The organism is Streptomyces sp. NPDC020597 (genome assembly GCF_044335095.1).
Taxonomy (GTDB): Bacteria; Actinomycetota; Actinomycetes; order Streptomycetales; family Streptomycetaceae; genus Streptomyces.
The window spans coordinates 194,700-207,628 of record NZ_JBIRUL010000011.1; the positions used below are offsets into that span (position 1 = coordinate 194,700).

General features: G+C 72.0%; 14 protein-coding genes. 13 read left to right on the forward strand and 1 reads right to left on the reverse strand.

The window, feature by feature from the left end; all coding sequences use genetic code 11:
* Positions 1 to 136 precede the first annotated feature (136 nt).
* From lepB to ACH4ZA_RS21335, 8 genes are all read left to right on the forward strand, one after another.
* Positions 137 to 913, forward strand: a complete 777-nt coding sequence (gene lepB / locus ACH4ZA_RS21300; protein ID WP_319279730.1) for a signal peptidase I — start codon at positions 137 to 139, stop codon at positions 911 to 913.
* Positions 903 to 1,439, forward strand: a complete 537-nt coding sequence (locus ACH4ZA_RS21305; RefSeq protein WP_319279729.1) for an NUDIX hydrolase — start codon at positions 903 to 905, stop codon at positions 1,437 to 1,439. The genes lepB and ACH4ZA_RS21305 overlap by 11 nt, the downstream gene beginning before the upstream one ends.
* Positions 1,440 to 1,495: 56 nt before the next feature.
* Complete coding sequence (locus tag ACH4ZA_RS21310; protein WP_005311352.1) at positions 1,496 to 1,804, forward strand: DUF2469 domain-containing protein; 309 nt, start codon at positions 1,496 to 1,498, stop codon at positions 1,802 to 1,804.
* Between the two features lie 125 nt (positions 1,805 to 1,929).
* Complete coding sequence (locus tag ACH4ZA_RS21315) at positions 1,930 to 2,331, forward strand: YraN family protein (protein WP_319279728.1); 402 nt, start codon at positions 1,930 to 1,932, stop codon at positions 2,329 to 2,331.
* Position 2,332: 1 nt separating this feature from the next.
* Positions 2,333 to 3,949 (forward strand): YifB family Mg chelatase-like AAA ATPase, encoded by a 1,617-nt coding sequence (locus ACH4ZA_RS21320; RefSeq protein ID WP_398430954.1) that lies wholly within the window; start codon positions 2,333 to 2,335, stop codon positions 3,947 to 3,949.
* On the forward strand, positions 3,946 to 5,103 hold the full coding sequence (gene dprA, locus ACH4ZA_RS21325) for a DNA-processing protein DprA (RefSeq protein ID WP_319279725.1): 1,158 nt from the start codon (positions 3,946 to 3,948) through the stop codon (positions 5,101 to 5,103). The genes ACH4ZA_RS21320 and dprA overlap by 4 nt, the downstream gene beginning before the upstream one ends.
* 273 nt (positions 5,104 to 5,376) lie before the next feature.
* The gene (gene whiG / locus ACH4ZA_RS21330) at positions 5,377 to 6,219 is read left to right on the forward strand and encodes an RNA polymerase sigma factor WhiG (RefSeq protein WP_319279723.1); all 843 of its coding nucleotides are present in this window, start codon (positions 5,377 to 5,379) and stop codon (positions 6,217 to 6,219) included.
* Between the two features lie 93 nt (positions 6,220 to 6,312).
* Positions 6,313 to 6,870, forward strand: coding sequence for a helix-turn-helix domain-containing protein (locus ACH4ZA_RS21335; protein WP_319279764.1), 558 nt, complete (start codon positions 6,313 to 6,315; stop codon positions 6,868 to 6,870).
* Positions 6,871 to 6,963: 93 nt separating this feature from the next.
* On the opposite strand, the gene ACH4ZA_RS21340 is transcribed toward ACH4ZA_RS21335, so the two are convergent.
* Positions 6,964 to 7,422 (reverse strand): murein hydrolase activator EnvC family protein, encoded by a 459-nt coding sequence (locus ACH4ZA_RS21340; RefSeq protein ID WP_398430955.1) that lies wholly within the window; start codon positions 7,420 to 7,422, stop codon positions 6,964 to 6,966.
* 650 nt (positions 7,423 to 8,072) lie between these two features.
* Here ACH4ZA_RS21340 and rpsB point away from each other — a divergent pair.
* The 5 genes from rpsB (at position 8,073) to ACH4ZA_RS21365 (ending at position 12,884) form a co-directional block, all read left to right on the forward strand.
* On the forward strand, positions 8,073 to 9,011 hold the full coding sequence (gene rpsB / locus ACH4ZA_RS21345; protein ID WP_398430956.1) for a 30S ribosomal protein S2: 939 nt from the start codon (positions 8,073 to 8,075) through the stop codon (positions 9,009 to 9,011).
* 155 nt (positions 9,012 to 9,166) lie between these two features.
* A complete protein-coding gene (gene tsf, locus ACH4ZA_RS21350; protein ID WP_319279719.1) occupies positions 9,167 to 10,003 on the forward strand; it encodes a translation elongation factor Ts in 837 nt (278 codons plus the stop codon).
* 189 nt (positions 10,004 to 10,192) lie between these two features.
* The gene (gene pyrH / locus ACH4ZA_RS21355) at positions 10,193 to 10,951 is read left to right on the forward strand and encodes a UMP kinase (protein WP_107441700.1); all 759 of its coding nucleotides are present in this window, start codon (positions 10,193 to 10,195) and stop codon (positions 10,949 to 10,951) included.
* 173 nt (positions 10,952 to 11,124) lie between these two features.
* Complete coding sequence (gene frr / locus ACH4ZA_RS21360; RefSeq protein ID WP_057580535.1) at positions 11,125 to 11,682, forward strand: ribosome recycling factor; 558 nt, start codon at positions 11,125 to 11,127, stop codon at positions 11,680 to 11,682.
* Entirely contained in the window at positions 11,682 to 12,884 is a 1,203-nt protein-coding gene (locus tag ACH4ZA_RS21365; RefSeq protein ID WP_319279718.1) for a phosphatidate cytidylyltransferase, read from the forward strand. The genes frr and ACH4ZA_RS21365 overlap by 1 nt, the downstream gene beginning before the upstream one ends.
* Positions 12,885 to 12,929: the final 45 nt, after the last annotated feature.

Consider the following 12,929-nt stretch of genomic DNA (forward strand, 5'->3'; position numbering starts at 1 on the left):
GGCCCCCCCCCGGGCCCTCGTTCGGCAAACCCTTTCCCAAGCGTGTGACCTCGGCCTGCGAAGACCGCGCCGACCGGGCGCGGCCGGGAAAGAGGGGGCTGACCCGGTTCGGTACCGCCGGGTAGGGTGCGGGTCCATGGGTGGCGAGAGCACTACACGAACGGCCCCGCGCAGCAGCGGCGGCACCAGCAGCGGCCCGGTGGGCAGCCGGACCGGACAGCGACTGTCCGGACTGGCCGTCGCACTGGGCCTCGTGCTGTTCCTCGGCGGGTTCGCCTGGGCGGCCCTGCTCTACCGGCCCTACACCGTGCCCACCAGCTCCATGAGCCCGACGATCGCCGCCGGCGACCGGGTGCTCGCCGAGCGCATCGACGGCGGCGAGGTGCGGCGCGGGGACGTGGTCGTCTTCACCGACAAGACCTGGGCGAGCAACGCGCCCGTGGTCAAGCGCGTGGTCGCGATCGGCGGCGACACGGTCTCCTGCTGCACCGACGGCAAGCTGACCGTCAACGGAAAGCAGATCGAGGAACCGTATCTGCCGCCGGGTACACTTGCCGAGATCAAGAACTTCCCCACCGTGAAGGTCCCCGACGGCAGGCTCTTCCTCCTCGGTGACGAGCGGCAGGGCTCCCTGGACTCCACCGCCCACCTCACCGACGCCGCCCAGGGCACGGTGGCCCGCAGTGCGGTCAAGGCCCGCGTCGACGCCGTCGTCTGGCCCATGAAGGGCATGCTGAAGCGGCCGACGGGCTTCGAGGACCTCGGGGTCCTCTCCCAGCCGGGTCCGCTGGGCACGATCGGCTGGCTGATCGTCGGCGGTGCCGTGCTGGTGCTCGGCGGCGGCGCCTACGGCCCGATCGCCAAGCGGACGGGCCGCCGCCGCGGCCGGCCGGAGCCCGCCGGTGCCCGCTGAGGCCGCGAACGAGCCGGCCGGCGTGGACGTCGACTCCTACGAGGGAGGGCTGCGCAAGGTGGCGCGGGTCGTCCTCCTCGACCCGCAGGACCGCATCCTGCTGCTGCACGGGCATGAACCGGACGATCCCGCCGACCACTGGTGGTTCACGCCCGGCGGCGGCGTGGAGGGCGACGAGACCCGTGAAGAGGCCGCTCTGCGGGAACTCGTCGAGGAGACCGGTATCACCGAGGTCGACCTCGGTCCGGTGCTGTGGCGGCGGATGTGCTCCTTCCCCTTCGCGGGCCGCCGCTGGGACCAGGACGAGTGGTACTACCTCGCCCGGACGACGGTGACCGCGACCCGGGCGACGGCCCTGACCGAGCTGGAACGGCGCAGTGTCGCCGGAGCGCGCTGGTGGACGTGTCAGGAACTGACCCAGGCACATGAGACGGTGTATCCGACCAGACTCGCCGAGCTGCTGCGCAGGCTGCTCGACGAAGGTCCTCCCGCCGGACCGGTGACCCTTGACACGGAAATCGTCTAGGGGCGCTCGGGACTGGCGCACAATGGGGGGATCGCACGGCTGAAGGGGAACATGCCATGAGCGCCGAGGACCTCGAGAAGTACGAGACCGAGATGGAGCTGAAGCTCTACCGGGAGTACCGCGATGTCGTCGGTCTGTTCAAATACGTGATCGAGACCGAGCGTCGTTTCTATCTGACCAACGACTACGAGATGCAGGTGCACTCGGTCCAGGGCGAGGTGTTCTTCGAGGTGTCGATGGCCGACGCCTGGGTGTGGGACATGTACCGGCCGGCCCGCTTCGTGAAGCAGGTGCGGGTCCTCACGTTCAAGGACGTGAACATCGAGGAGCTGAACAAGAGCGACCTGGAGCTTCCGGGGAGCTGAGCCGTGCCGGGTTCGCGCCGAGCGCCCTGGTGGGGCCGGCCCGGGCCGGATTCCCCCGGACGTGTGACGGAGTTCTCCACAGTGGCCGGTGTGTCCACCAAGATCCTTCCGGTGGCGGCGGATGCGTGAGCGTTGGCCCCGGAGGTGGTGCCGACATGAACGCACAACGGGCACGGGGCGCACTCGGCAGGTACGGAGAGGAGCTGGCCGCCCGGCGGCTGGCCGAGGCCGGGATGACGGTCCTGCAGCGCAACTGGCGCTGCGGCAGGACCGGTGAGATCGACATCGTCGCGCGGGACGGCGACGTCCTGGTGGTCTGCGAGGTGAAGACCCGCAGGGACGGCGGCTTCCAGCACCCTATGGCGGCGGTGACGCCGAAGAAGGCGGAGCGCCTGCGCGGGCTCGCCGAACGATGGATCCAGGCGCACGGCGGAGCCCCGCCGGGCGGCGTCCGGATCGACCTGGTCGGCGTGGTCCTGCCGCGCCGCGGAGCCGCCGTCGTGCAGCACGCGCGGGGGGTGGCCTGAGATGGGCTTCGCGCGCACGTGTGCGGTGGCGCTGGTGGGCGTCGAAGGCGTCGTCGTCGAGGTCCAGGCCGACCTCGAACCCGGAGTGGCGGCGTTCACCCTGGTGGGGCTGCCGGACAAGAGCCTGAGCGAGAGCCGGGACCGGGTGCGGGCGGCCGTGGTGAACTCGGGCGGCGACTGGCCGCAGAAGAAGCTCACGGTGGGCCTCAGCCCCGCGTCCGTGCCCAAGGGCGGATCCGGGTTCGACCTGGCCGTGGCCTGCGCGGTGCTCGGTGCGGCCGAACGGATCGACCCGCGGGTGCTCGCCGACATCGTGATGATCGGCGAGCTGGGCCTGGACGGACGCGTGCGCCCGGTGCGGGGCGTCCTCCCGGCGGTGCTGGCCGCCGCGACCGCTGGATACGAACAGGTGGTCGTCCCCGAGAGCGCCGCCGCCGAGGCCGCGCTGGTGCCGGGCGTCTCCGTGCTCGGGGTGCGCAGCCTGCGGCAGCTGATCGCCCTCCTCGCGGACGAGCCCGTTCCCGAGGAGGAGCCGGACGAGGCGGGCCGCCCGGACCCGCTCCTGGCCGGTCTGCGGATGCCGGGCACGGGCGCCGCCACCGGCCTGGGCGCCGCCTGCCCGGACCAGGAGCACGACCTCGCGGACGTCGTCGGCCAGCGCTCGGCGCGGACCGCCGTGGAGGTGGCCGCGGCGGGCGGACACCACCTCTTCCTGGAGGGCCCGCCCGGCGCCGGCAAGACGATGCTCGCGGAGCGTCTGCCCGCCGTGCTGCCCACGCTGAGCAGGGGGGAGTCGCTGGAGGTCACGGCGGTGCACTCGGTGGCCGGCCTGCTGCCGCCCGGCAAGCCCCTCATCGACGTGCCCCCGTACTGCGCCCCGCACCACTCGGCCACGATGCAGTCGCTGGTCGGCGGCGGTCCCGGCGTCGCCCGCCCCGGCGCGGTCTCGCTGGCCCACCGGGGCGTGCTCTTCCTCGACGAGACCCCCGAGTTCGGCAGCCGGGTCCTCGACGCCCTGCGGCAGCCGCTCGAGGCGGGACATGTGGTGATCGCGCGCAGCGCGGGCGTCGTGCGCTTCCCGGCGCGGTTCCTCATGGTGCTGGCCGCCAACCCGTGCCCGTGCGGGCGGTTCTCGCTGCGCGACGCCCTGTGCGACTGTTCGCCCGCCGCGGTCCGCCGCTACCAGGCGCGACTCTCCGGGCCGCTGCTCGACCGGGTCGACCTGCGCGTGGAGGTCGACCCGGTCAGCCGGGCCGAGTTGGCGTACCGCGGGTCCGGAGGCGAGTCGACGGCCACCGTCGCCGACCGGGTGCGGGCCGCCCGGGAGCGCGCGGCGGTCCGTCTGGCGGGCACCCCCTGGCGGACCAACTCCGAAGTGCCGGGGCGGGAGCTGCGCCACCGCTGGCACGCGGCGGTCGGCGCCATGGACGAGGCGGAGCGCAACCTGGAACGCGGGACCCTGACCGCCCGCGGGCTCGACCGCGTGCTGCGGGTCGCCTGGACCGTCGCCGACCTGGTCGGCCACGACCGGCCGGACGCCACGGACGTGGCCCTGGCCCTGCAACTGCGCACGGGGGTGCCCCGCGGGGTGCCGATGGCCCTCGGGGCCCTCACGTGAACGGCGGCGCCCGGGACGAGGACCGGCTGGCCCGGGTCTTCCTCGGCCGGGTCGTCGAGCCCGGCGACGAGGTCGGCGGGCAGTGGGTGCGCGAACGCGGCGCGCGGGAGGTGGTGCGGCGGCTGTGCGCGGACGGCGAGCCGCTGCCGGGAGTCACCGCGCGGCGCTGGGCCGGGCTGCGGGCGCGGGCCGAGCGGGCCGAACCGGAGCGCGACCTGGCCCTCGCCCAGGAGGCCGGGGTGCGGTTCGTGTGCCCGGGCGACGCCGAGTGGCCCGGCACCCTGGAGGAGCTCGGGGACGCCCGGCCGCTGGGGCTCTGGGTGCGCGGGCGCCCCAGCCTGCGGATGTGGGCGCTGCGCTCGGTGGCCGTCGTCGGCGCCCGCGCCTGCACCGAGTACGGCGCCCACATGGCCGCGTCCCTCGCCTGCGGCCTCGCCGAACGAGGGTGGGTGGTGGTGTCCGGCGGCGCCTACGGGGTCGACGGCGCCGCCCACCGGGGCGCCCTCGGAGCGGGCGGCGCCACCGTCGCGGTCCTCGCCTGCGGGGTCGACCGGCCCTATCCGCAGGGTCACGCACGGTTGATCGGCAGGATCGCCGAACAGGGGCTGGTGATCGGGGAGTTGCCGCCCGGCGAGCATCCGACGCCGAGCCGCTTCATCCTGCGCAACCGGGTGATCGCCGCGCTCACCCGGGGCACGGTGGTCGTGGAGGCCGCCCACCGCAGCGGCTCGCTGGTCACCGCCCGGGCGGCGCTGCGGTTGGGACGGCACACGATGGGAGTGCCCGGCCCGGCCACCAGCGGCCTGTCCGCCGGGGTGCACGAACTGCTGCGGCAGGAGGCGGTGCTCGTCACGGATGCCGCGGAAGTCGTCGAGCTGGTCGGTGACATGGGGGAGCTGGCGCCCGCCCGGCGTGGGCCGGCGCTGCCGCGCGACCTCCTCGAGCCGGGCGCCCGGCGCGTGCTGGCCGCGCTCCCGGCGCGCCGGACCGCGGCGGTCGACGAACTCGCCCGCGAAGCCCGGACGACACCGGACGACGCGGTCGCGAGGCTGTACGAGCTCCTTGCGCTCGGTTACGTCGAACGACACGGCGACGGCTGGAAGTTGACACGCCAGGCGATGGTCTCCGTTCGAGGGGATCGGCCTCCGTGTTGACCCGGGGGGTTCGGCCGTCCGGGGGAACGCCGAAAGCCTTGCGGAATCCGGTAGTTGACGCGACCTCCTGATGGCGACCGCGATCGACCTGCCCCGGGAGGGCGTCCAGCGGAACGTATCTGCGTGTCCGTCGGGCCACGCCCTTCGCGCACCGCGACACCGCAGTCACGCTACGCTCACGAGGATTCCGTCACAGACCGGCACCACTGCACCACCTGGTAGCACCTTCACCCACCCTGACGCACTTCACGGCAGAACGGCACAAGGCGACGAATGCCCCAGCACACCTCCGGGTCCGACCGGGCGGCGATCCCCCCAGCCGCCCGTGACGGTGGCAGCGTGCGGCCGCCCGCTCCCTCGACGCTCGACGAGCTGTGGCGCTCGTACAAGGCGACGGGCGACGAGCGGCTGCGGGAGCAGTTGATCCTGCACTACTCGCCACTGGTGAAGTACGTGGCGGGAAGGGTGAGCGTCGGCCTGCCGCCCAATGTGGAGCAGGCCGACTTCGTGTCCTCCGGGGTGTTCGGCCTGATCGACGCGATCGAGAAGTTCGACGTCGACCGGGAGATCAAATTCGAGACGTACGCGATCACCCGGATCCGGGGCGCGATGATCGACGAGCTCCGGGCGCTGGACTGGATCCCGAGGTCGGTCCGGCAGAAGGCGCGCAACGTGGAGCGGGCCTACGCCACGCTGGAGGCGCGGCTGCGGAGGACCCCCTCGGAGTGCGAGGTCGCGGCCGAGCTCGGCATCGCCGTCGAGGACCTGCACGCCGTCTTCAGCCAGTTGTCATTGGCGAACGTGGTGGCCCTCGAGGAGCTGCTGCACGTCGGCGGCGAGGGCGGCGACCGGCTGAGCCTGATGGACACGCTCGAGGACACGGCTGCCGACGATCCGGTGGAGGTGGCCGAGGACCGGGAGCTCAGGCGGTTCCTCGCCCGGGCGATCAACACGCTGCCCGACCGGGAGAAGACGGTCGTCACCCTGTACTACTACGAGGGGCTGACGCTCGCCGAGATCGGGAACGTGCTGGGGGTGACCGAGAGCAGGGTCAGCCAGATCCACACCAAGTCGGTGCTCCAGCTGCGGGCCAAACTGGCGAGCTTCGGTCGCTGACCTGCCGTTCGCCGGTGCCGCGGCCGCAGCCACTCCCGCCGCGCGTGGAGCGTCCGTAAAGTGGACGACGTGCCAAGGATTCGAGCGGCCTCCGTGGCCGAGCACCGGTCGATGCAGCGTGCCGCCCTGCTGGACGCGGCACGTTCCCTGTTGTCCGAGGGCGGGACGGAAGCGTTGACGTTCCCCGCCCTCGCCGAGCGGACGGGGCTCGCGCGCTCGTCCGTGTACGAGTACTTCCGGTCGAGGGCCGCCGTGGTCGAGGAGCTGTGCGAGGTCGACTTTCCCGTGTGGACGGCGGAGGTCGAGGCGGCGATGACCGCGGCCGACGGGGCCGAGGCCAAGGTCGAGGCGTATGTGCGGCGACAGCTGGCGCTGGTCGGGGACCGGCGGCACCGGGCCGTCGTGGCGATCTCGGCCAGCGAGCTGGACGCCGGGGCCCGCGAGAAGATCCGGGCGGCGCACGGCGGTCTCGTGACGATGATCGGCCAGGCGCTGGCCGAGCTGGGTCACGCGGAGCCCCGGCTGGCGGCGATGCTGCTGCAGGGCGTCGTGGACGCGGCGGTACGGCGGATCGAGCTGGGGGCCGCGGAGGACCCGTCGGCGATCACGGAGGCCGCGGTCGGCATGGTCCTGCGAGGAGTCCGCGGCTGATCCGCGGTTGATCCGGGACCGACCGCCGCCCTGACGTGCCCGCGCCCGAGGCGCGTCGCCGCCCCCTGACCGGGCAGGGACGCCCCGGCCGGGTCACGGCAGGGGGACGCCCAGCACCGGCAGGAGTCTGGAGGGGGCCGTGTCCCACAGCCACGGCGGCAGCAGGGACAAGGGGTCCAGGTAGGCGTCGCCGCGCCGCAGCCCCCAGTGCACACACGTCAGCGCGCAGTGCGAGCCCGACGGCTCCACCGTCCCGACGACCTGGCCCGGGCTCACCCGGTCGCCCTCGCGCACCGACGCCCGCACGGGCTCGTACGTCGTGCGCAGGGGCGGCGCACCCGTGGCCGTCAGCTCCACCGAGACGACGCCCCGGCCCGCCACCCGGCCGGCGAAGAACACGCGTCCGGCTGCGACCGCTCGTACGGGTGCGCCCGGCGGCGCCGCCAGGTCCACGCCCCGATGGCCGCGGGCGTACGGCGTCGCCGGGGGTTCCCAGCCGCGTACCACCGTCGGACGCGTGCCCACCGGCCACGTCCGGCCGATCGCCGGCACGGGAGGCGCCCCGACGCCGCCCTCGCCCTCGGCGGGGACCGGACCCGGGGGCGGGGACGCAGACGACGGGGGCGCCGACGACGGGGCGGCCGGGTCGGGCGGGTCCGTCGGGGCAGGCGCGGCGGGCGCGTCGGATGAGGCGGTCGGGACAGGCGTGTCCGTCGTGACGGGCGGGTCCGTCCCGACAGGCGCGGCGGGCGCGCCCGACGGGACGGATCGGGCGGACAAGCCCGTTGGGACCGGTGAGGCCGGTGAGGCCCTTGGGACCGGTGAGGCCGATGGGGCCGGTGCGCCGGCATATGCGGTGGACGTCAGCGCCATGATCGACAGGAGCAGCGCCAGGCCGCCCGGGCATCGCTTCGCATTCATGACCGCACCGTCCCGCATTCCGGCGATCACCGCCCGGGCCTGTGGACCGTCCGCCGCTTGTGGACAGCGGCGTCACCCGGGACCCCGCGGGTCCCGTACACTTCTTCTGGCGATCCGGGTCACCGGGTCGACTTCGCACGCCCCAATATCGGGGGCCCGGCCACGGTCGGTCTTCCGGTATCCGCGCCCCTCGGTCCTTCGTGGCTCGGCGCATCGCGGGCGTCAGGCGCGGGAGCCGTCCGGTTCCCGCGGCACAACCGAGAAACCCAAGGAGAACGGCCATGGCCGTCGTCACGATGCGGGAGCTGCTGGAAAGCGGCGTCCACTTCGGTCACCAGACCCGTCGCTGGAACCCGAAGATGAAGCGCTTCATCTTCACCGAGCGCAACGGCATCTACATCATCGACCTGCTCCAGTCGCTGTCGTACATCGACCGCGCCTACGAGTTCGTCAAGGAGACCGTCGCCCACGGCGGCACGGTCATGTTCGTCGGCACGAAGAAGCAGGCGCAGGAGGCCATCGCGGAGCAGGCCACCCGCGTCGGCATGCCCTACGTCAACCAGCGCTGGCTGGGCGGCATGCTCACCAACTTCTCGACCGTCTACAAGCGCCTGCAGCGCCTCAAGGAGCTCGAGCTCATCGACTTCGAGGACGTCGCCGCCTCGGGTCTGACGAAGAAGGAGCTCCTGGTCCTCTCGCGTGAGAAGGCCAAGCTCGAGAAGACCCTCGGTGGTATCCGCGAGATGTCCAAGGTCCCCAGCGCCGTCTGGATCGTGGACACCAAGAAGGAGCACATCGCGGTCGGTGAGGCCCGGAAGCTCAACATCCCGGTCGTCGCCATCCTCGACACCAACTGCGACCCCGACGAGGTCGACTACAAGATCCCGGGCAACGACGACGCGATCCGCTCCGTCACCCTGCTCACCCGCGTGATCGCCGACGCCGTCGCCGAGGGCCTCATCTCCCGTTCCGGCGTCGCCACCGGCGACAAGGCCGCCGGCGAGCCGCTGGCCGCGTGGGAGCGCGACCTGCTCGAGGGCGAGAAGAAGGCCGACGCCGAGAAGGCGGACGAGGCTGCCGAGAAGCCGGCCGAGGCCGCTGCCGAGGCGCCGGCCGCCGAGGCCGCCGCTGTCGAGGCTCCCGCCGAGGAGGCCGCTCCCGCCGCCGAGGCCGCTCCCGCCGCCGAGGCCGCTCCGGCCGCCGAGGGCGAGCAGGCCTGAGTCAGGCCGTGAGCCGTACGGTCGCCACGCGGTCCGTACGGTCGTAGGGCGAAGTGACGGCGGGAGGCACCGGGAGTGCCGCCCGCCGTCCACCCACAGCCCGCAGATCTTCGTAGATCTTCGAGACTTCGAACTCCGAGAGAGATTCACAGATCATGGCGAACTACACCGCCGCCGACGTCAAGAAGCTCCGTGAGCTCACCGGCGCCGGCATGATGGACTGCAAGAAGGCGCTGGACGAGGCCGAGGGCAACGTCGACAAGGCCGTCGAGGCGCTCCGCATCAAGGGCCAGAAGGGCGTCGCCAAGCGCGAGGGCCGCTCCGCCGAGAACGGCGCCGTGGTCTCGATCATCGCCGACGACAACTCCTCCGGCGTCATCGTCGAGCTGAAGTGCGAGACCGACTTCGTCGCCAAGGGCGACAAGTTCCAGGCCGTCGCCAACGCGATCGCCGAGCACGTGGCGAAGACCGCCCCGGCCGACATCGAGGCACTGCTCGGCTCCGAGATCGAGGCCGGCAAGACCGTCCAGGCGTTCGTGGACGAGGCCAACGCCAACCTCGGCGAGAAGATCGTGCTGGACCGCTTCGCGCAGTTCACCGACGGCTACGTCACCGCGTACATGCACCGCACGATGCCCGACCTGCCCCCGCAGATCGGTGTCCTCGTCGAGCTGGACAAGCCGAACGCCGAGGTCGCCAAGGGCGTCGCCCAGCACATCGCCGCCTTCGCGCCGAAGTACCTCTCCAAGGAGGACGTGCCGGCCGAGGTCGTCGAGTCCGAGCGCCGCGTCGCCGAGGAGACCACCCGCGCCGAGGGCAAGCCCGAGGCCGCCCTGCCGAAGATCGTCGAGGGTCGCCTCAACGGCTTCTTCAAGGACGCCACGCTGCTCGGCCAGCCGTACGCGCTGGACAACAAGAAGTCGGTCCAGAAGATTCTGGACGAGGCCGGTGTCACCCTGAAGCGCTTCTCGCGCATCAAGGTCGGCATCTGAGTCCGTACCGCGATCGACGCGTCGGCCCGATAGGGTCGGGTGCAGTCGTCCGGTACGCCGTCACGCGCACGCGTGGCGGACGACAGCAGATCTGACGAGGAGGCCATTGCCGCGCATGGGATGCGAACGACACCCCACCGGCAGTGGTCTTCTTCGTTTGTGCACCACGCGAAAGAGGCGGGAACTCCCATGACCACCAAGGCCCAGAAGAGCGACGACGGCAAGGTACACGGCCGGTTCCTGCTGAAGCTGTCCGGAGAGGCGTTCTCCGGCGGTGGGGGCCTGGGCGTGGACCCCGACGTGGTGCACAAGATCGCCCGCGAGATCGCGGCGGTCGTGCGTGACGGCGCAGAGATCGCGGTCGTCATCGGCGGCGGCAACTTCTTCCGCGGCGCCGAACTCCAGCAGCGCGGCATGGACCGCGCCCGCTCGGACTACATGGGCATGCTCGGCACCGTCATGAACTGCCTCGCCCTCCAGGACTTCCTGGAGAAGGAGGGCATCGACAGCCGGGTGCAGACCGCTATCACCATGGGCCAGGTCGCCGAGCCGTACATCCCGCTGCGCGCCGTGCGGCATCTGGAGAAGGGCCGTGTGGTGATCTTCGGCGCCGGCATGGGCATGCCGTACTTCTCCACCGACACCACCGCCGCGCAGCGCGCCCTGGAGATCGACGCCGAGGCGCTGCTCATGGGCAAGAACGGCGTGGACGGCGTCTACGACTCCGACCCCAAGACCAACCCTGCGGCCGTCAAGTTCGACGCCCTCGGCTACGGCGAGGTCATCACGCGCGAGCTGAAGGTCGCGGACGCCACGGCGGTCACGCTGTGCCGGGACAACAAGCTCCCGATCCTCGTCTTCGAGCTTCTCGCGGAGGGCAATATCGCTCGCGCCGTCAAGGGTGAGAAGATCGGCACGCTCGTGGACGAGCAGGGCGGCCGAGCCTGACCGGTGAAATCCCGGTTACGTACGACAACACCTGACCGGGGGGCGGACCCTGGTCGGGGGATGGACAATGTCCTGCCGGTCGGGAACCGTGCAGGAAGAAGACGCGACGCAGCCGGCCGCCGCCCCCGCAAGGATCCGCAGCCGGGCCTACTCAAGACACGCAGGAGCAAGTGGTGATCGAAGAGACCCTCCTCGAGGCCGAGGAGAAGATGGAGAAGGCCGTCGTCGTCGCCAAGGAGGACTTCGCCGCGATCCGCACCGGCCGTGCGCACCCGGCGATGTTCAACAAGATCGTCGCCGACTACTACGGCGCACCGACGCCGATCAACCAGCTGGCCTCGTTCTCCGTGCCGGAGCCGCGCATGGCGGTGGTGACGCCGTTCGACAAGACCGCGCTGCGCAACATCGAGCAGGCGATCCGCGACTCCGACCTGGGCGTCAACCCGAGCAACGACGGCAACATCATCCGCGTGGTGTTCCCCGAGCTGACCGAGGAGCGCCGCCGCGACTACATCAAGGTCGCCAAGGGCAAGGGCGAGGACGCCAAGGTGTCCATCCGCGCGGTCCGCCGCAAGGCCAAGGACGCGATCGACAAGCTGATCAAGGACGGCGAGGTCGGCGAGGACGAGGGCCGTCGTGCGGAGAAGGAACTCGACGACACCACCGCGAAGTACGTCGCCCAGGTGGACGAGCTCCTGAAGCACAAGGAATCAGAGCTGCTCGAGGTCTGATGAACGACTCTTCCTGGGGCTCACCGCCGCACGCCGGACCGAGGGCCGGGCACTGGGGGCCCGTCGACCAGGGGCGGGGCCCTGTCCAGGGGGCCGCCCCGGCGGGTCCCGCGTACGATGCGCCTGAGGCGCAGCACACTCGCCCCATGCCCATCGTCCCCGACGTACCCGCACACGGCGGTCACCAGGATGACGACCGGGGGGCCGCTCGGCCGGGCGGCCCCCTGTTCCGAGACGAGAACTACGGCGGCGCGCCCTACGGCACCCAGTCCTACGGCGACGCCGCCCGCGGTAACGACACCCCGTCGGCACAGCCCCCTGCGGCGGTGCCGCAGAATCCGGAGCCCATGCCCGACGCCCCTCACCCGGCGCCCGCGCCGCAGAAGAAGAGCGCGGGCCGAGACCTGGGCGCGGCCATAGGGGTCGGCGTCGGGCTCGGCGTCGTGATCGTGGCCTCGCTGTTCGTCGTCAAGGCCGTCTTCGTCGGCGTGATAGCGGTCGCCGTCGTCGTGGGTCTGTGGGAGCTGACCAGCAGGCTGCAGGAGCGCAAGGGCATCAGGGCGCCGCTCGTGCCGCTCGCGGTCGGCGGGGCCGCGATGGTCGTCGCCGGATACGTCCGGGGTCCCGAGGGCGCCTGGGTCGCCATGGCCCTCACCGCGCTCGCGGTGCTGGTCTGGCGCATGACCGAACCGCCCGAGGGCTACCTCAAGGACGTCACCGCCGGCGTCTTCGCGGCCTTCTACGTCCCGTTCCTGGCCACGTTCGTCGCCCTGATGCTCACCGCCGACGACGGCGCCTTCCGCGTCCTGATCTTCCTGCTTCTGACGGTCGTCAGCGACACGGGCGCGTACGCCGTCGGCTGGCGTTTCGGCAAGACCAAGCTCGCCCCGCGCATCAGCCCCGGCAAGACCCGCGAGGGTCTGTTCGGCGCGGTGTCGTTCGCGATGGTCGCCGGTGCGCTGTGCATGCAGTTCCTGATCGACGACGGCACCTGGTGGCAGGGGCTGGTGCTCGGTTTCGCCGTGGCGGTCAGTGCGACGCTCGGCGACCTGGGCGAGTCGATGATCAAGCGGGACCTGGGCATCAAGGACATGGGCACGCTGCTCCCGGGCCACGGCGGCATCATGGACCGCCTGGACAGCCTCCTGCCGACGGCACCGGTGGTCTGGGCCCTGTTCGTCCTGTTCGCGGGTTCGAGCTGACGTACGACTCGTCGACGCCCGTGCGGGCCCCGTCCTGATCACTCA